Annotated in this window: 13 protein-coding genes; 5 read left to right on the top strand and 8 right to left on the bottom strand. The window is 63.9% G+C overall.

What is annotated here, in order from left to right:
* Window positions 1-214: 214 nt before the first annotated feature.
* Window positions 215-457, top strand: a complete 243-nt coding sequence (locus I41_RS14920) for a response regulator (protein ID WP_145433637.1) — start codon at window positions 215-217, stop codon at window positions 455-457.
* A gap of 62 nt (window positions 458-519) precedes the next feature.
* Here I41_RS14920 and aroA read toward each other — a convergent pair whose 3' ends face one another.
* Both aroA and I41_RS14930 read right to left on the bottom strand, forming a co-directional pair.
* Window positions 520-1,821: a 3-phosphoshikimate 1-carboxyvinyltransferase gene (gene aroA / locus I41_RS14925; protein ID WP_145433639.1), complete on the bottom strand. Its 1,302-nt coding sequence runs from the start codon at window positions 1,819-1,821 to the stop codon at window positions 520-522.
* Window positions 1,818-3,062, bottom strand: coding sequence for an outer membrane protein assembly factor BamB family protein (locus I41_RS14930; protein ID WP_210420961.1), 1,245 nt, complete (start codon window positions 3,060-3,062; stop codon window positions 1,818-1,820). Before I41_RS14930 ends, aroA begins: the two co-directional genes overlap by 4 nt.
* A 204-nt stretch (window positions 3,063-3,266) precedes the next feature.
* Between I41_RS14930 and I41_RS14935 the strand changes: the two genes are divergently transcribed.
* Window positions 3,267-5,579 carry a molybdopterin-dependent oxidoreductase gene (locus I41_RS14935; RefSeq protein WP_246133675.1) on the top strand — a complete coding sequence of 771 codons (2,313 nt, stop codon included), beginning with the start codon at window positions 3,267-3,269 and terminating at the stop codon, window positions 5,577-5,579.
* A 50-nt stretch (window positions 5,580-5,629) separates the two neighbouring features.
* On the opposite strand, the gene I41_RS14940 is transcribed toward I41_RS14935, so the two are convergent.
* The 6 genes from I41_RS14940 to I41_RS14965 form a co-directional block, all read right to left on the bottom strand.
* On the bottom strand, window positions 5,630-6,793 hold the full coding sequence (locus I41_RS14940; RefSeq protein ID WP_145433643.1) for a hypothetical protein: 1,164 nt from the start codon (window positions 6,791-6,793) through the stop codon (window positions 5,630-5,632).
* 340 nt (window positions 6,794-7,133) lie between these two features.
* Window positions 7,134-8,150, bottom strand: coding sequence for a DUF1559 domain-containing protein (locus tag I41_RS14945; RefSeq protein ID WP_145433645.1), 1,017 nt, complete (start codon window positions 8,148-8,150; stop codon window positions 7,134-7,136).
* Between the two features lie 113 nt (window positions 8,151-8,263).
* Complete coding sequence (locus I41_RS14950; protein WP_145433647.1) at window positions 8,264-8,728, bottom strand: hypothetical protein; 465 nt, start codon at window positions 8,726-8,728, stop codon at window positions 8,264-8,266.
* Between the two features lie 273 nt (window positions 8,729-9,001).
* On the bottom strand, window positions 9,002-10,966 hold the full coding sequence (locus I41_RS14955; RefSeq protein WP_145433649.1) for a preprotein translocase subunit SecA: 1,965 nt from the start codon (window positions 10,964-10,966) through the stop codon (window positions 9,002-9,004).
* A 240-nt stretch (window positions 10,967-11,206) separates the two neighbouring features.
* Window positions 11,207-12,343, bottom strand: coding sequence for a hypothetical protein (locus tag I41_RS14960; RefSeq protein WP_145433651.1), 1,137 nt, complete (start codon window positions 12,341-12,343; stop codon window positions 11,207-11,209).
* A gap of 289 nt (window positions 12,344-12,632) precedes the next feature.
* On the bottom strand, window positions 12,633-13,106 hold the full coding sequence (locus tag I41_RS14965; protein ID WP_145433653.1) for a hypothetical protein: 474 nt from the start codon (window positions 13,104-13,106) through the stop codon (window positions 12,633-12,635).
* Window positions 13,107-13,253: 147 nt separating this feature from the next.
* Here I41_RS14965 and queG point away from each other — a divergent pair, with 147 nt between their 5' ends.
* From queG to I41_RS14980, 3 genes are all read left to right on the top strand, one after another.
* Window positions 13,254-14,564 carry a tRNA epoxyqueuosine(34) reductase QueG gene (queG, locus tag I41_RS14970; protein WP_246133676.1) on the top strand — a complete coding sequence of 437 codons (1,311 nt, stop codon included), beginning with the start codon at window positions 13,254-13,256 and terminating at the stop codon, window positions 14,562-14,564.
* Window positions 14,561-15,634: a tRNA dihydrouridine synthase gene (locus I41_RS14975; protein WP_145433655.1), complete on the top strand. Its 1,074-nt coding sequence runs from the start codon at window positions 14,561-14,563 to the stop codon at window positions 15,632-15,634. The genes queG and I41_RS14975 overlap by 4 nt, the downstream gene beginning before the upstream one ends.
* A gap of 283 nt (window positions 15,635-15,917) precedes the next feature.
* Window positions 15,918-17,402, top strand: coding sequence for an MATE family efflux transporter (locus I41_RS14980; protein ID WP_145433657.1), 1,485 nt, complete (start codon window positions 15,918-15,920; stop codon window positions 17,400-17,402).
* Window positions 17,403-17,418 lie beyond the last annotated feature (16 nt).

The raw sequence follows: 17,418 nt of genomic DNA on the forward strand, positions 1-17,418 counted from the left end.
CCTGGGTAAGATTCACCTCCCGGCCAACCATCGCTCGGACGCAAGCTCCGGTTGTGCAACTAGTTGCGGAATCCGCCAGCGGGGCGGCCTGTCAACTCCTTGCGAGGATTTAATTGGAAATTGCATTGAATTGCCGTTCTCACGGCGATACTCTGAATACCCGCAGCGGTGGAAACTGTTACGCTTCCCCGACCCTAGCAGGAGATAGGCGAAAATGGCTGCCACATACTTCGTTCAGGAATGCCCAACGTGCGGACGCAACCTTCAGGTGCGCGTCGATTACATGGGGAAGCGTGTGGTCTGTCAGCATTGCAAGGCGAAGTTTGAGGCCTGCGACCCGACTTCCGCCGCCTATCCCCCGATGGAATCGAGCCTGTCGCTGTTGGCGCGCGCCGATCAATTGATCGAGAGCGCCTCGCGCAGCGGCTTGAGCACGATGTCGCGGACGGCGATTTAGCGACGCATTTCAAGTCGACGCCAATTGAAATGAGCCCTCGGGATACCCTGAGGGCTCATTTTTTATGCGCCAGCGATTAGTCGAGCCAAATCCTCAAAGTAGTCTGGGTAGGTTTTGGAGGTGCAGGCCCGATCTCGAATCGTGACTCCTGGAATGCGCAGCCCGGCCAACGCGAAACTCATCGCCATGCGGTGGTCGTTGTAGGTGTCGATCGCGGCGCCGTGCAGCGGGCCGGGGATCACTTCCAGACCGTCGTCGTACTCGTTCGCGTTCGCCCCCAGTTTCCGCAGTTCACACGCGGTGGCGCCAATGCGGTCGGTTTCCTTATGGCGAATGTGGGCAACGTTCCGCATTCGCGTCGGTCCTTCGGCGAACAGGGCGACCACGGACAGCGTCTGCACGGTGTCGCTGATGCCGTTCATGTCGACGTCGATCCCGTGAAGTTTGCTACCCTGGACCGTGATAGAATCTGGCCCGTATTCGACGCTGGCTCCCATTTGGGCGAGGCAGTCGCAGAACTCGACGTCTCCTTGTAAACTTTTTCGGCTTAGTCCTTCGACGGTGACTCGCCCGCCGGTGATCGCCGCGCCGGCGAAAAAGTAGCTCGCCGCGGATGCGTCGGGCTCGATCGCGTAGTCGAGGCCTCGGTAGCGTTTGGCATTGGAAACCTCGATGCGCGAGTGGTCGGGCGCGGCGGTCGCCTGGCCGCCGAACGATTCCATCACCTTGATCGTCATGTCGACGTACGGGATCGAGACGAGGGTTCCAGAGACGTTCAGCGTGATCGACTGCTGTGCATAGGGGGCCGCCATCAGCAGGCCGCTGAGGAACTGGCTCGAAACGTCGCCGCGGATCGACGTGACTCCGCCGGGCAATCCAGCCGCGTTCACCACGACGGGCGGGCAGTGGTTGGCTCCTGCGGCTTCAAGCTGAACGCCTAGCTGCCGCAGCGAATCGACCAAGTCGCCGATAGGCCGCTCGCGCATCCGGGCGATACCGTCAAGCTTGTAGACGCCCTGACCGATCGTCGCCATCGCGGTGAGAAACCGCATCGACGTGCCGCTGTTGGCGACGAAGAGCTCGGCGGCCTTCGCGGGAATCTTGCCGCCGCAGCCGTTGACGCGCAGCGTCCGGCCGCGGTCGCTCACTTCGACTCCGATTCCCAACTGCTTGAGCGCCGCGATCATCACCTGCGTATCTTCGCTCTCGAGCGCCCCGCGCAGCGTCGACGATCCCTCGGCGAGCGCAGCGCAAATCAATGCGCGGTTGGTGATCGACTTCGACCCAGGAGGGCGAATCGAACCCTTCACCGGCCCGGCGACCGGGGTCATTTCAATCGCATCCGTTTCAGGCACACGGCTCATTCAGCAATCTTCCACAAATGACGATGGCTGCGGACGAACATCGCATTGCCCGATACCGCTGGCGACGCGAGGATTCCCTCCACCATATTAATCTCGGCGACGATCACGCCGTTCAAGTCGAGCACCAGCGCGTCTCCCTTGGCATTGAAACAGTAGAGGTGCTCTGGCGCGAGTAAGGGCGTAGCCCAGACAGTTCCGTTGAGTCGCGTCGTCCAGTCGATTTGGGAACTGGCGAGGTCATAGCAGTTGAGCACTCCGCCGCGATTGATCGCATAGACCTTGCCGTCGCGCAGCACCGGGCTGGCAGACGTCGGCTTCAGTAGCTTCGCATCCCAGAGAGGCGCGGCGCCGGCTGAGTTTTTGGGGTTCAGATCCACCGCCGTCAGCCACTTGGTCGGCACATAGAGCCGATCCTCGTAGGGCGTCGACGACGCGATAGCATCGCATTCCACTTGGACGCTCCAAATGGGCTCTCCGCTCGTCGCCGCGAGCAACTCCACGCCCTTAGGCGATTGCACGACGATCCCGCGCTGCGCGCCATCAGATTCCGAGGAAACGACGAAGGGCGACGTCCAACTTGCTTGATTCGCGCGCTCCTGCTCCCATCGCTGTTCCCCGGTCGCGGCGTCGAACGCTGCGACGAAGCCCGCCGTCTCGCCATAGCATTGCACCACCACTGCGCCGTCGACGACGACCGGCGAACTCGCCATGCCGAAGTCGTTCCCCAATCCCTCGTGAGCCGCGGTAAGGTTCTTCGACCAGAGCAACTGTCCGTCGAGATTGAGCACGAACAGATCATTCGACGAGAAGAGGGCGAAGATCCGCTCGCCGTCGGTCGCCGGCGTGTTCGCGGCGACGGCCGTCATTTCGTTGATGACTGTGTTCCCCTCGGCTGTGAACTCTTTGCGCCACAGCTCCTTGCCGCTCGCGCCGTCGAATGCCAGCACAAACAACTGCCGCTCAGGCTCGCCCGCGGAGCAAGTGACGATCACGCGGTCGCCGACGACGATCGGACTCGACACCCCGCGGCCCGGGAGCTCGGCCGTCCAGGCAATGTTTCGTTCGGGGCGGATCGACCAATTGAGCGGAAGCTTGGCGTCGGTGAGGTTGGTCCCGCCGCCGCGAAACGCGGGCCAGTCGGCGGCCGTCAATTCCGCGCGGGCGCGCCCCGTCGACAGCAGCGCAACCGCCAGCGCCAGACCGCCCAGGCGGCGCAGGATTCCCAGCCGTTGGTCCGTCATCTTGTCCAAAAACGGCGCGCTCCCGAGGGGCCTCAGCCTGTCGCAGACCAGACCCTCAGCGTATGCTGATGTCTGGGACTCACGGCAGAAATTTCGCTGGCCTCTCAACGACCGCCCCCGTGAGCATGACAAACGGTATAGCCTATCTGTTAGGCGAAGCTCGGACCAGCGGCCCTGGCCGCACTTGCTCCTCGATAATCCGCGATGAGAAAAGTCAAAACCGGCGGCGGCTGGCCCGCGCTCCTCTACACCCTGCGCAAGGGACGCGAAGCGGGCGGCATCTGGCAGCTGTGGAAGGCGATGCGGTCGAAGAACGCCTGCAAGACATGTGCGCTTGGCATGGGGGGGCAGCGCGGCGGCATGGTCAACGAGGCGGGCCATTTTCCTGAGGTCTGCAAGAAGTCGCTCCAGGCCATGGTCGCCGACATGCAGGGGGCCATCACGCCCGACTTCTGGGCCAAGTACGGCCCCGACGAGCTGCGGGGGCTCTCGCCGCGCGAGCTCGAAACCTGCGGGCGGCTGACGCAGCCGGTTCTCTACACCACCGAGCTGAAGCGGTATCAGCCGATCTCGTGGGAAGAGGCCTACAGCCGCATCGTCGGCAAGCTCCGCGAACTGACTCCCGATGAGACCTTCTGGTACTTCAGCGGCCGCAGCAGCAACGAGGCGGGCTTCCTGCTGCAGATGTTCGCCCGGCTCTACGGGACGAACAACGTCAACAACTGCAGCTACTACTGCCACCAAGCGAGCGGCGTCGGACTGACCAGCGTCACCGGCAGCGGCACGGCGACCGTGACGCTTGAAGACGTCGAGAAGGCCGACCTCGTCTTCGTCATCGGCGGCAACCCGGCAAGCAATCACCCGCGGCTGATGCGGTCGCTGATGTCGGTGCGGCGCGCCGGCGGCGAAGTGGTCGTCATTAACCCGATCCTGGAGACGGGGCTCGTCAACTTCAGCGTGCCCAGCGACGTGCGGAGCATGCTGTTCGGGACGAAGATCGCCAGCCTCTACATTCAACCGCACATCGGCGGCGACCTGGCGCTGCTCACGGGCATCTGCAAGCAGATCGTCGAGACCAAAGCGCATGACGTGCCGTTCCTCGAAAACAACTGCAACAACTGGGACGAGCTGCGCGATTGGCTCGCCACGGTGACTTGGGAGGAAATCATTGCCAAGAGCGGCGTGCCGCGCGCGGAAATCGACGAGATCGCCAAGCGGTACGCCAAGGCGAAGAATGTCGTCTTCAGTTGGACGATGGGGATCACGCACCACGTTCATGGCGTGGAGAACGTCCAGGCCATCGGCAACCTCGCGCTGCTCCGCGGCATGGTCGGCAAGCCCGGCGCCGGGCTGATGCCGATCCGCGGGCATTCGAACGTCCAGGGGATCGGCTCGGTCGGGGTGACGCCGAAGCTGAAGGACGTGCTGTTCGATCGGCTCCAATCGCATTTCGGCGTGACGCTCCCGACCAGCGAGGGGCGCGACACGATGGCCTGCATGGAGGGCGCCGACAACGGCGAGCTGAAATTCGGGCTCTGCCTTGGCGGGAATCTGTACGGGTCGAACCCCGATTCGACGTTCGCGCAGCAAGCGCTGGAGAAGCTCGACACGCTCGTTTACCTGAGCACGACGCTCAATACGGGACATGCGTTTGGCCTCGCGAAGGAGACGATCATTCTGCCGGTGCTCGCCCGCGACGAGGAGCCGCAGGCGACGACGCAGGAGTCGATGTTTAACTACATACGCCTCAGCGACGGCGGTCCGGCGCGGCATGCCGGGCCGAAGAGCGAGGTGGAGGTGATCGCCTCGATCGCGGCGGGCGTGGCGGGATTTCACGATCGATCTGCTGTAGCCCCCGGCTCCGCCGGGGGGTTGAACCCTCACAACGGCGCCGAGTCCAACGGCGCTGCTACCCCCGGGCGGAGCCCGGGGCTGCATTACGGGTTGGAGGCCGTTAATTGGCGTTCAATGCAGGACACCGGTCGGATTCGCGACGCGATTGCAGCGATCGTGCCGGGTTATGAGCAGATCGCCGAGATCGACAAGAACAAACAGGAGTTTCAGGTCGGTGGGCGGACGTTCCATCAGGCCAACTTCCCGACGTACAACGGCCGAGCGAACCTGCACACGCATCAGCTGCCCGCGATCCAGGGAACTGGCGAGCGCGAACTTCGCTTGATGACAATTCGCAGCGAGGGTCAGTTCAACACGGTCGTCTACGAAGATTACGATCTCTACCGCGGCGTCGAACGCCGCGACGTGATCCTGCTCCACCCCGACGACATCCGCCGGCTGCACGTCGATGCGAGCATGACGGTCGCCGTCCACGGTCCCGCCGGCACGCTGCGCAACGTGCGGATCCATCCGTTCGAGGAGATCCGCCCCGGCAACGCGGCGATGTATTACCCCGAAGCGAACGTGCTGGTGAGCCGGCATCTCGATCCGTCGAGCAAGACGCCGGCGTTTAAGTGCGTGATTGTGCGGTTGGAGGCGGAGGGGTTGGCGCTGGCGCATTGATGGCGTCTAGCAGGCCCGTACGGCGCACGTGCCGCGAAGGGGTCGGGCGTTCACGCGGCGCGGCGGCGTTGGGCTTGGGCGCGCTTTCTGGCGGCTTTGGCCTTCTTGTCGGCGGCTCGCGCTTGGCGGCGCTCTTTCCTCCGGTGACGCTCAAGACGCTCGCTGAGGAGCCGCAGGCGAATGTCAGGATCTTGCGCGTCGGGATGATCGAGCTCTTCGGTGTCGTGCCAGGTCTCGGGGCATTCGTCGTCGATGGTGCGCTCGACCAGCGCGATGACGAGTTCGAGGTTGCCGTCGACGGGGGATGATGTGTTCGCGACGGTTGTTGTCGTTTCCGGCGGTTTTGGCGACAGAATGTTGTTGGCGGTTGGTTCGGCGGGGAGCGCTCCGCTGTCCGTCGCGGCTAACGGGTCGCCTGGGGATGGGATTTCTGTCGCGTCGCTTATTGTCGCGGCGCTTTTTGTCGCGTTGAATTCTGTCGTTTCCGCCGTTTTCGGCGACAGAATTCCTGCCGCCGGCCGGGGGCCGAGCGCTTCCTGGCGGCGGCGCTCGGCGAGGCGCTGCTTGAGTTCGGCAACCCGCGCTTGGCGGGCGGCGACTTCGGCCGGGTCGACCGGCGGCGGGAAGACGATGTTTCCCTCTTCGTCGTAGTCGTGGAGGACGCCGACTGGTTCGCCCCAGAACTTACTGGACTGGACATCGGCCAGCGGCGTCGCGAACGGCAGCTGCTTGATCTTCGGTTCGCCCCACTTCCCGCGCATGGGGAAGCAGCAGTCGAACGACTGTTCGATCGCCGCTTGCGTGTGGCGATAGAGGGCTTCGCGGCACTCCGCAGGGACGGTCTCCAGCGCCGCCTCCTGGATGTAGCGGAACGCCGTGGCGACGAGCTTCAGGCTCGTCATGTTCACCGGCTTACGCGCGAACTCTTCGGGCTTGGTCCGCTCCAAGAGCCAGGCGGCGGCCCGCCAGTGCGATCTGGCGGCGTGTTCCATCAGCTTCAAGGGATCGGGCGATTGCTGCAGCGCGAGCCGCACTTCGTGATCGAAGTCTTGGTCGTAGCGGCGTTCGCGCTGGACGGTGCGCAAGGAAACGTCGAGCGACTCGGCCGCTTGTTCGACGGTATAGCTTTCTTGATCGATCAGCTCGCAGAGGCGGGCCTTTTTCGCGTCGTCGAGCACGCGGCGGCGGCCGCGGATGTGGTTTTCTAGGATCATCTTTTTTCCCCCTTTCCTATTCGCTCCAGAAGAAGATCTCACGCCAAGGCGCGAGATTTTCATTCGTCCACCAACATGAACAGGTGTTCACGTTAGCGAATCGCGTGGCCCATTTTCAACACAAAAGTGGGGGGAATCTTTTGGCGAGATTCTGGGGAGAATTTGGGGCGGCGCGGCCACTTTTAGCGCGCGTGGGGCGCGATTTGGCGGGGCGACTGGTCGCTGAAGCGGACCAGTCCTGGGGGGAGGGGGAGGAACAGAAGAGTGACAAACAAAAAAAGCCCTCGGGCCAACCTAGGGCGGCCCGAGGGCAGAATGCTGAATGTGTTGCAGGGGTACGTTAATTCACGGTTACTGACAGGCCGTCTGATCGATGGCCGAGCGCGTTGAACGTGCCAAGGTCAATGTCGTACTGTAACGTCCCGATGTGGCCGTCGGCATAGACGACGTTGAAGCCGCTCGGGTGGACGGCCCCGAAATTGAAGCCGAAATCCAACCTTTCGCCAGCGGGCAGGGGAGTGCCACTGACAACGTCGGGGCCGGGCCGGCTGCCGGTGTAGCGGATGATGTCGGGGTCCCAGCCGTCGGTCCAACCGACGTCGTCGCACCAGTCGCCGAGCTCGTATCGATCGCTGAGGACGCGTTTTTCACCGATGGCGATGGTGTTGGAGAGACCATCGGTGATGTGCTTTGGCTTGCAAGGCTCGGCGGCTACCGTTCTCGTAATGACGCCTTGGTAGTCCTTGCCCTTGGTAACGTTGCCGTGTCCAACATTCTGCCAGAACGAATTCTCCTGTTCGGTCTGCGTCATCTTGGACGGGTCAGCCATTTTGGCCGCGATATCACCGAGGGTGGGATTGGCGGGAGTGGCCGAGGCGTAATCATTGAGCGCGCACCCCTGCGAACAGTCTTCGGCGCCCGAGGGACCGATCCGCACCATATTCATCCGCCGGCTGGGGCAGAAGTACATTGGAACCGGCGTTTTGCGGACCTGGAGATCGCGTTGCCGGTCGCCGGCGCCGTAGCCCTTGGAGATGTCGCGTAGAGTCGCGTTTTCGACGTACGGCAAGATCTGCACCATCCAGCCGTAGCCTTTGTCAAACTTCGTCGTGCCTTCATCGTGCCAGGGATCGGTTCCTCCTTGGGGAAAGGTCCCCAGGGCGCTCACGTGATTCTGGAGCGCCAATCCCATTTGCTTCAGGTTGTTGGTGCACTGCGAACGGCGGGCGGCTTCGCGCGCCGCTTGGACGGCTGGCAACAGCAAGGCGACGAGTACGCCGATAATCGCGATGACGACCAACAGTTCGACGAGCGTGAATGCGCGTCGGCGAGCAGTAGACAATGGCCGTGATGCCATGGATGCACCTCTCAACAAATTGCTAAAGTGGATGGTCGCACGCTGGCTGGGCGGCAGCGCTGCCGGGCTAGAGAATAAGACGAAACTGGAGATTGAGCGGATCAACGAGCTGACTACGGCTTGGCCGCTGTGAGTGCAGGAAGTTCCGCGGCGTCGACTTCTCCGCTGCGGCCTGATTGGAATCCCACCAATAGTTTGCCGTCGTATCCCTCTTTCTCGTGAACAACCACACTACTGTCTGCACCAAGGGTTACCGACCCTGTTCCGTATTGAACGACGAACTTCTGCCCATCGCGGGGGGAGACGAGAAAGGCAGCGGCGTCAAATGGCTGGCCCCGTTCCTTCATCTTGGCCTCGACGAAAGCGACGAACGCCGCCTCGTCGGGGGGCAGCTTTCGACCGTGAGAGGCGGCATAGAGTTGGTGCCAACTGGCAACGTCCTCGATGCGCGTCCGATCGATGGGCGGCGGAGCGGTTTTGCCGCAGCCGAGCAACTGGGACGAGGCAATGAGCGTCAGCAACGCCAAGCGACCAAGCAACACAATCTTGAAAGACGAACGCAAACCAAGTGAAGGCACGCAGACTCCGTGGCAGAACTGCCTTGAGCGCTTGAGACTTATGAGAAGGGGGACGAACAACGATACGGACCGATGCCGCCGCGGATGCAAATTAAAACATGGACACGTTGTTGTCCAGCCAATTGGCTGCGCTTCTCCAGGTAAAGTCACCCGCTGCCCCTCGGGACTCGTTAGACTTTCGCACTTGAGCACTAAACGGAGGCGAGTCTCGCCAAACGCGAAACAAGATAGGATGGACTCCTCCTGCGGCGGCCCCACTCGCAGCGGCGGCCATCAGCCCGGCGTATCGAGATACGGGTCCTGACCCATTTGGCGTTGGACCTTCTGCCGTTCCTTCTCGTGGTAGAGCATGACCTTGCGGTCGCGGAAGTGGCGGCGTTCGACGCGCTCTTGCGCCTTGCGGAAGAGGGAGTCGAGTCCCTTGATCGGGCCGGTCGCCGCGGCGCCGCGGCGTTTGAGGCGTTCGGATTTCTTGGGCCCGTAGCCGCCGAGGAGGATTTCGTCGTCGAGGGCGAGGAACTGGCGGTAGGTGCCGGGGTCGCCTTGGCGGCCGCAGCGGCCGATGAGTTGGCGGTCGATGCGTTGGGCTTCGTGCAGCTCGGTGCAGATGACGTGGAGGCCGCCAAGTTCGAGGACGCCGGGGCCGAGGCGGATGTCGGTGCCGCGGCCGGCCATGTTGGTGGCGACGGTGATTTTGCCCAGCTCGCCGGCGGCGGCGACGATTTCGGCTTCGCGTTCGACGTGCTTGGCATTGAGCACCGTGACGGCGGCGCCGCGCTCGGCCAGCATGCCGGCGAGCTTTTCGCTTTTGTCGATCGAGCGGGTGCCGATGAGGACGGGGCGGCCGAGGGCGTGCTGCTCGAGGGCGTCGGCAACCACGCCGTGCCACTTCTGCTCGGCGTCGCCGAAGACCAGCGTGGGGAGTTGCTTGCGGATCGGCGGGCGGTTGGTGGGGACCGGTTCGACGTGGACCGTGTAGATCTTGCGGAGCTCGCGGGCGCTGGTCGAGGCCGTGCCGGTCATGCCGCCGAGTCGTTCGTAACGGAGAAAGAGGTCCTGCACCGTGATGCGGGCGGCCTGGTTCGTGGCGAAGGTGATCTCGACCCCCTCCTGGGCCTCGACGGCCTGGTGGATGCCGGCCCGCCACTTGCGTCCTTCGGCGAGGCGGCCGGTGAATTCGTCGACAATGACGATCTCGCCGTCGCGGACGACGTATTGGCGGTTGAGGAACATCTCGCGCGCGACCTTGATCGACCGGGTGACGTATTCGTAGATCGTCGAGAGGGGGAGGCGATCCATGGCGGCGGGCTTCGGCAGGCCGCGAACGAGTTGCCGGCCGGCGAGCGTGAGCTCAATCGAGCGTTCGTCGTGATCGTATTCGAAGTGTTCGTCTTCGACGAATTTGGTTTTCACGTCGGCGGCCCAGCGGTAGGCCTCGGCGGCGATTTGTTCGTCCTCGCCGGGAAGCGCGCTGATGATCAGCGGCGTGCGGGCTTCGTCGATCAGGATGCTGTCGGCCTCGTCGACGAGCATGAAGTGGAGGCCGCGCTGCACTGGCTCGTCGCTCTTGCCGGCAGAGCCGCCGATCATCTGGCCGAAGATGTCTTGCTGGCCGCCGCTGAGGCTGCGAAGGAGGAGGCGGTCGCGCAGGAAGTCGAAGCCCATCTCGTTGGCCGTACCGTAGGTGACGTCGCAGGCGTAGGCTTGGCGGCGCTGGTCCTGCGGCTGTTGGCCCTGAATGATGCCAACGGTCATGCCAAGGGCCGCGTAGAGCGGGGTCATCCACTCGGCGTCGCGGCGGGCGAGGTAGTCGTTGACCGTGGCGAGGTGGGCGCCTTTGCCCTCGATGGCCGCCAAATACATCGGCAGCGTCGCGGTGAGGGTTTTGCCTTCGCCGGTTTGCATCTCGACGATCGAACGGTGATGGACGGCGGCGCCGCCGAGGAGCTGGACGTCGAAGTGGCGCATGCCGAGCTTGCGGCGGCCCGCTTCGCGAACGAGGGCGAAGGCCTCGACGAGGAGCTTGTCGAGGGGCTCGCCGCTACGGGCCCGATAGCGGAGGCCGAGGCTTTCTTTGCGGAGTTGGTGATCGGCGAGTTTTTGGAGGCTGGGCTCGAGCTCGGCGATCTTGGGGAGATAGGCGGCCCACTTGGCGAGTCGATCGCCCGCGGCGGCGCGGACGGAACGAGTCCAACCGCGCGGCACCCGCGAAACGTCCATGCCGCGCTTGGTGTCCATGCTGCCGTCGGTCGTAAGCCGTGAGAGAAAGTGCTCTAGGGAGAACGATGCGGCTAAGCCGCAAGCGGCTGGGGTGGTTGCCGGCCCCCTTGGTTTAAGAATAGGTCGTGCGGAGCGCGGGCGTCAAACGAGAGCGTGACGTTGAACGGGGTCGGGGGCCTGTTGCCGCTGGGGGCGTAAGCTTGCCAAAAATCTCTTCGGCGGCAAAAAGCCCCCGACCCCTTCGCCTTACTCAAATGTCTATTGACGTTGACGTTGGACCGACGAGATGCGGTAGACCGGCTGGTACGAGGCTTCGTCGATTTGCTGGCCGAAGAGTTGGCCCTCGACGACGACGAACTCGCCGGGCGAGAGATTCGCCAGGACTTGCGGGTTTTCAATTTGCACCCGCCCGCCGATTTGATCTTTCGGTCCGTCGGCCATGTAGTTGATGGCCCACCGGCCGTCCGGATGGAATTCGAGTTGGCCGCGGAGCCATTCCTGCTGAGGGCCGACGCCGAAGCGGGCGTTCGGGCTATCGCCGCCCGCGGTTTGATTGCCGATCGACGGTGGGCGGAACCCGGTGGCGCTGGCAGGTTCGGAGGTGGCTGCGGTGCGAGGCTGGCTCCCTTGGGGACGAAAGCCGTCGGCAGCAGCCGGCGCCGAGATCGCACCCGCGGGAGCGCCGCCGTTGGCGGCGGTGGCCTTTACCGTGCCGACTGGAGCTTGGTATTCAGCCGGGGTGACGCCGCTGATCTGCGCCGCTTGCTGCGAACTCTGCATGCCGGCGTTGGGCGTGAAGGCGCGATCGGCGCCTGGCGGGTTCGACGCACCGGCGACGGGAAGCATCGATTGAATAGGCGTGCGGAACTGCGCCGGCTGCGCGGATGTTCCGCCCGCGGCGCCGGCGGCATCGCCAAACGCCGACGCGGACGATGATTGAGGGGTGAGCGTCGCGGAAGCAAAGCGCATCGATTGTGCATCGCTGGGGACGCCGATCGATTCGCCTTTGGCCTGCGGCGGGTAAACGCCGCCGCCGAGCGGGGGAGTGGTCGGCGTGACGGGGCTCGATGGAAACGTACCGCCGGGATAGGTCGCGCCAGCGCCTGGGTAGGCTGACGCCGGGGGGAGGGCGCCAGGGGGCGCGACGAAGGTGTTCGGAGGAGCGGCCGCGGCGGGGATTTGCGGATAGGCCGGAGCGCCGGCGGCGAGAGGCGCCGTGCCGGGCATAGTCTGGCCGGGGTAGTAAGGCTGCGCGGCGCCGGGCGCCAGAGTTTGCGTCGACGGCGGGGGAACGCGGTCGGGCGTGAGGAAGGGATTGGTGAGCGGCGTCGACTGGCTGCGACAGCCGGCGACGAGCGTGACAACAAGAAATGCGAAGGTGGCGGCGTACCGCATCGGCAGCATCCTTTCTGCCCAGGTGGCGGCTCGCGACGTTGCGCTGCGTCGCGGCCGTGACGGGGGGGATGATAGCGAACCGGCGGAGGGAGTCTAGAGCAGTGCTGATTGATGGGGGGCGGTGAAGCAAGCTCGCATCGCGTCATCCTTCGCTCCGCTCATAACGACTAATCACGATGCCGCACCCCATCAATAGATGCCGCACCCCATAAAAAAAGCGTCGCCGAGCCAGGAGGCTCGGCGACGCTAGCAAGATGCTATCGCGATTGAACGTTGAACTTCAGACGGTTTAGCGAGCTGCCCCGCCGGCCGCCGAGGCCATCCCGCTGGCACCGCCGGTTTGCGATACATACGGATTGAGAATCACCTGCGGCCCGCGGACGGGGGCGACGCTGGTGGTTTGATCGACCGTTTCCGGAGCGATCATCGCCGGACCTTCGCCGGTTGGCGCTGGCGAGATGTAGGGATTCTCGATGACTTGCGGCTCGCTCACCGTCTCGACGAGGTCGGGGGTCATCACGCCCGGCGGATAGGCGAAGGGGCTGTAGCCGTAAGTTCGCGGCACGGGAGCGCTGTAGTAAACCGGTGGGAAGGCGGCGAAGTAGGGGACGTTGTCGGCCATGACGCCGTAGAGGCGGCCCATGTCCCAGGCGCCAAAGCCGTAGCCGCCGCCGTAGGGGCCGCATTGGGCGTGAGCCTGGCTGCCGAGAGCGCCGGCAGTGGAAACGATGGTAGCCATCATCAACGAGCGTCGAATGTTCATGGTGCGAAAGCCTAAGGTGTGAATTGTCGCGTGGAACGCGCCAGGAGAGGCGGGAGGAGTTGGCCTAGAACGCGCTGCGAGGGACAACTTTCAGGCTAATTGGAGCGCGGGCTGGTCGCAAACATTTGCGAGCGATTGATCCGAGCAATGCGGCGAGATTCTGCGGCAATTCGCCGCGAAATGCGGCCGCGGGGCGGCACAATCGTCGCCACCGCTACCTTCGCGACGCGCAGGCCGCCTGCCGCGTCGGCGGCGGCCGCTTACAATGGGCGAATGTCGCCCGTGGAGCTGACCGCCGCGCTGAAGTTGCACGCCCAGGCTTTAGGGTTTGGGTTGGCCGGCGTTGCGCCGGCCGTGGATGCGCGCGGGGCGGCGCGGCTTAACGAGTGGCTCGACCGCGGCTACGCTGGGCAGATGCATTACCTGAGCGAGCGGCGGGAAGCGTACGCCCACCCGCGGCATGTGCTCGAAGGGGTGCGCAGCGTCGTGATGCTGGGGCTCCACTACCGCACCGCCGATCCGAAGCGGGTCGCGGCGGGGCAGGGGAGGGTCGCCCGCTACGCCTGGGGCGCGGCCGACTACCACGATCTCATTCGCGAGCGGCTGCACGATCTGGCCGATTACTTGCGACAACTCGTCCCGGACGCCGCGACGCGCGGCGTCGTCGATACCGCGCCACTGCTCGAGCGAGAGTTTGCCCAACTCGCCGGGCTCGGTTGGATCGGCAAGAACACGCTGCTGCTGAATCGGGATGCGGGAAGCTACTTTTTTCTCGCGGCGCTGCTGACTGACGTGGAACTTGCGTACGACGCGCCGCAGGAGAGCGACCACTGCGGCTCCTGCACCGCTTGCCTCGACGCGTGCCCGACCAACGCCTTTCCGCAGGCGGGGGTGCTCGATGCGTCGCGGTGCGTCAGTTATCTCACGATCGAGCTGCGAGACCATGTTCCCGCGGCGTTGCGTGCGGGCATCGGCGACTGGGTGTTCGGGTGCGACGTATGCCAGGAAGTTTGCCCCTGGAACCGTTTCGCGCCGGTGAGCGCGATCGCCGAATTGCAACCACTGGAGTCGATGAATCCGGTTGAACTGGCGGAATTATTTTCCCTCAACGAGGCGGACTTCCGCCGCCGGTTCCGGAAGACGCCGCTGTGGCGGCCGCATCGAGAGGGTTTATTGCGGAATGCGGCCATTGTGTTGGGGAACCGGGGGGAGGCGTCGGGGCTGTCGGCGCTGGCGATGGGGCTGAATGACGGCGCGTCCCTGGTGCGTGCCGCGGCGGCGTGGGCGCTGGGCCGCATCGCGACCCTTCACCCGGAAATTGGAGTTGCCGCCATCCTGAATGAGCGCGCCGAGGTTGAATCAGACACGGCGGTGCTGGCTGAAATTGTCGCGGCTTTGGCGACGCTTGACGAAGCTGCCGATAGCCGAAGAATGAACGTTCCTGCCGCGCCATCATGAATCTCGCCACCGCCCACTCGCTGAAGCCGCTGCGCATCGGAAGTCTGGAGCTCGATTTCCCGGTGGTGCAGGCTGCGCTGAGCGGATATAGCGATACGGCGATGCGGGTGATCGCTCGCCGGCTCGGCGCCAGCTACACGCTCTGCGAGGTGATGCTCGATTACTTCATTATGCAGGTGAAGGATCGGCCGCGCAACAGCCACCTGATGCATGTTGCGGACGAGGAGCATCCCGTCGCCGGGCAGCTGATGGGGGCCGAGCCGGAGCAGTTTGGGCCGGCGGCGCAGAAGCTCGTCGAAAAGGGCTTCGACGTGATCGACGTCAACTTCGGTTGCCCCGTGAAGAAGGTGCTGGGGCGCTGCCGCGGCGGATTTCACTTGAGCCAGCCGGAAGTGGCGCTCGAAATCGTCAGCCGCGTGCGCGACGCCGTGCCGGCGCACATCCCGGTGACGCTCAAAATGCGGCGCGGGATCGACGACTCCGCCAAGAGCCGCGAGAAGTTTTTTGAGATTTTTGACGGGGCCTACCAGCGCGGCGTCGCGGCGATCACGGTGCATGGCCGCACGGTGCTGCAGCGCTACGACGGTCCGTCGCGGTGGGAGTTTTTGCGCGAGCTGAAGTCGTACGCCGGCGAGCGGGTGATTCTCGGCAGCGGCGATTTGTTCAACGCGCAGGCCTGTCTCGACATGATGGAATACACGGGCGTGGACGGCGTCACGGCGGCGCGCGGCTGCATCGGCAATCCGTGGATCTTTCGGCAGGCGCGGGCGCTCGCGGCGGGCCTGCCGATGCCGGCGCCGCCGACATTGCGGGAGCAGCGCGACGTGATCGCCGAGCATTATCGGCTGGCCGAGGAGTTGTATGGCGTCGAGCGCTGCATCCCGACGATGCGGAAATTTGGCATTAAGTATTCGCAGCTTCATCCGCAGCATGCGGAGGTGCGGGCTGACTTTGGGATGGTCAAGGTTGCGGGCGGCTGGCGTGACGTCCTGGCGAAGTGGTACAGCGTCGACGGGCCGGGCGTCCATCCGGCGGTCGAGGAGCCCAATCCGCTGGCGTCGGCAGAGTGAACCTGCGTGCGAATCGCGGTGTCTCCTACGACACGCCACAACAGGCCAACGCTTTTATAGCCCCCCTGAAAAGTCGGATTCCACAGCCAGCATTCTTGAAATGCTTGGCGGGTAACGCGTTAACCACAGAGCACACAGAGAGCACAGAGGAAGATTGAAGGAAATCCGTTTCTAGCGTCTTCTCCGTGACCTCTGTGTTCTCAGTGGTAACTCCGTTTCGTGATGGCAGTTGGATAGAGTTTGGAGCAAGGGATGGCATCGCAGTTAAGCTAGGCGGTTCTTCATGTCGAACGGAAGCGAAATGCGGGAATCATGGTGGTCGCGGCCGGCCGGCGTACGTGACGTGTTGCAGATTGCGCTGCCGATGGTGGTCACCACGTTGTCGTGGACGTTGATGAATTTCATCGACTCCGCGATTTTGATGCGCGTCTCTGGCACGGCAATGTCTGCCGCGTATCTGGCGGGCATCATCTGGTTCGCCGCCCTGAGTTTGTTCTGGGGCATCTGCTCGTACAGCAGCACGTTTGTGGCGCAGTTTTTCGGCGACGATCAGCCGGACAAGATCGGCCCCGCCGTGTGGCAGGGCGTGTGGCTCGCGCTCTCGTTTTCGTTATTGGTGCCGCTGGCGCAATTGTTCGCGCCGACGTTGTTCGGGCTCTTTGATCACGAAGCCGAGCTCGCCCGGCTGGAGACGATTTTCTTTCAAATCTTGTGTTACGGCGCGCCGGGGATGCTGATGGCGCAGTCGCTGGAATGTTTCTACAGCGGCCGCGGCAAGACCTGGGTCGTCATGGTCGTCGACGCTGGCGCGGTCGTCATCAATCTCTTGCTGGCCTGCGTGCTGGTGTTGGGAATCGGCGTCGAGTCCTGGGGCGTGGCCGGCGCCGCCTGGGCGACGGTGCTCGCTCAGTGGTGCCGCGCCGGTATGTACGCCGGCCTCGCGCTGATGCCGGCCAATCGTGCGGCGTTCAACACGGCCGACGTGAAACCCGACCGTCAGCTGCTCCGTCGCATGATTCGTTTCGGCGGTCCCAGCGGCGTGCAAATGATGCTGGATGTGAGCGGGTTTGCCGTTTTCATGATGTTCGTCGCCGAAATCGGAGCGGCCGAGGCTGAGGCAACCAGCCTTGCCTTTCGCATCAGTCAAGTCGCGTTCATGCCGGTGTGGGGTTTTGGCATGGCGACGGCCGTGCTGGTCGGGCAGAAGCTGGGCGAGGACCGGCCCGACCTCGCCGTGCGCGCCGCGCGGACGACACTATCGCTCAGCATGCTCTATATGGGGATCATCTCGTTGGTGTTCGTCCTGGCGCCGCGACTTTTTTTGCAGACGTTTTTTACGCATGGGGACGTGCCAGCGGCGGCGGTGACGGCTGAGGTTTCGCCGGGGGAAGCTACGCCGCAAGCGGCTGGAGAGGCAGAGGGCAAATCGGCTAAGGTTGATGTCGAGGCGATGACTAGCTACTTGATGCGGTTTGTTGCGGCTTACAACATGTTCGACGCGGCCGTGATCATTCTCGTCAGCATCTTGCGCGGCGCCGGCGACACGCGGTTCGTCATGTTCGTGAGCTGCGGCATGTCGTTCCTCATGGGTCTGGGGACGTACATGGGCGTCAATAAGTTCGATTTCAGCGTCTATGGGGCGTGGTGGTTCATCGCGATTTGGGTCTGTGCGCTGGCTGTCATCTACGTCGCCCGTTATCGCACCGGCAAGTGGCAGGCGATGCGCGTGATTGATCAGGTGCATCACGCGCATGGCGCGACCGCGTGAGACGCGCAATCCAGCG

This window comes from Lacipirellula limnantheis (genome assembly GCF_007746075.1).
In the GTDB taxonomy this organism is placed as follows: domain Bacteria; phylum Planctomycetota; class Planctomycetia; order Pirellulales; family Lacipirellulaceae; genus Lacipirellula; species Lacipirellula limnantheis.

Bases quoted from the DNA above. Each gene is read 5' to 3' on its own strand.
- I41_RS14930 (WP_210420961.1), bottom strand. From the start codon at position 3,062: ATGACGGACCAACGGCTGGGAATCCTGCGCCGCCTGGGCGGTCTGGCG.
- I41_RS14980 (WP_145433657.1), top strand. From the start codon at position 15,918: ATGTCGAACGGAAGCGAAATGCGGGAATCATGGTGGTCGCGGCCGGCC.
- I41_RS14935 (WP_246133675.1), top strand. From the start codon at position 3,267: ATGAGAAAAGTCAAAACCGGCGGCGGCTGGCCCGCGCTCCTCTACACC.
- I41_RS14960 (WP_145433651.1), bottom strand. From the start codon at position 12,343: ATGCGGTACGCCGCCACCTTCGCATTTCTTGTTGTCACGCTCGTCGCC.
- I41_RS14940 (WP_145433643.1), bottom strand. From the start codon at position 6,793: ATGATCCTAGAAAACCACATCCGCGGCCGCCGCCGCGTGCTCGACGAC.
- queG (WP_246133676.1), top strand. From the start codon at position 13,254: ATGCGGCGAGATTCTGCGGCAATTCGCCGCGAAATGCGGCCGCGGGGC.
- I41_RS14965 (WP_145433653.1), bottom strand. From the start codon at position 13,106: ATGAACATTCGACGCTCGTTGATGATGGCTACCATCGTTTCCACTGCC.
- aroA (WP_145433639.1), bottom strand. From the start codon at position 1,821: ATGAGCCGTGTGCCTGAAACGGATGCGATTGAAATGACCCCGGTCGCC.
- I41_RS14955 (WP_145433649.1), bottom strand. From the start codon at position 10,966: ATGGACACCAAGCGCGGCATGGACGTTTCGCGGGTGCCGCGCGGTTGG.
- I41_RS14975 (WP_145433655.1), top strand. From the start codon at position 14,561: ATGAATCTCGCCACCGCCCACTCGCTGAAGCCGCTGCGCATCGGAAGT.
- I41_RS14945 (WP_145433645.1), bottom strand. From the start codon at position 8,150: ATGGCATCACGGCCATTGTCTACTGCTCGCCGACGCGCATTCACGCTC.
- I41_RS14920 (WP_145433637.1), top strand. From the start codon at position 215: ATGGCTGCCACATACTTCGTTCAGGAATGCCCAACGTGCGGACGCAAC.